This is a genomic window from Rhodococcus sp. P3_B8, from assembly GCF_056402775.1.
In genome coordinates, this window is the sequence record NZ_JBFUGT010000708.1 from 1 (window position 1) to 510 (window position 510).

The 510-nt window shown below is 54.3% G+C and carries 1 protein-coding gene and 1 rRNA gene; one reads left to right on the forward strand and one right to left on the reverse strand.

Annotated elements, in window-relative coordinates:
- Positions 1–159 (forward strand): 16S ribosomal RNA (locus AC1D1G_RS45900); the annotation flags it as partial.
- A gap of 95 nt (positions 160–254) precedes the next feature.
- Here AC1D1G_RS45900 and AC1D1G_RS45905 read toward each other — a convergent pair.
- On the reverse strand, positions 255–510 hold a 256-nt coding region (locus AC1D1G_RS45905), incomplete at its 5' end, for a hypothetical protein (protein ID WP_477957025.1).

The following is a 510-nucleotide window of genomic DNA, read 5'->3' on the forward strand; positions in this document are numbered from 1 at the left end:
GCCTTGTACACACCGCCCGTCACGTCATGAAAGTCGGTAACACCCGAAGCCGGTGGCCTAACCCCTTGTGGGAGGGAGCCGTCGAAGGTGGGATCGGCGATTGGGACGAAGTCGTAACAAGGTAGCCGTACCGGAAGGTGCGGCTGGATCACCTCCTTTCTAAGGAGCACATCTCCAGACGTGTACCACTGAACAGTCAGTGGATGATGTTCTGGCAGAGACCGTTTAGTCCTCATCAGTAGGGCTGCGGACGCTCATGGGTGGAACACTGACAAACTTTCCCGCGTCACGGTTGATCTGATGATCGGCCGGCGGGTGATATATCGATGCACTGTTGGGTCCTGAGGGAACACGCGAGTGTTTTTTCTAGGCAAGAACTTACAAGTGATCATGGTGGTCATACCGGCCGGGTTTTTCTGGTGTTCGGTGGCGACGAGGACATGGTTGGTTGTGTGTTGTTTGAGAACTGCACAGTGGACGCGAGCATCTTTGTTGTAAGTAATGAAGAGC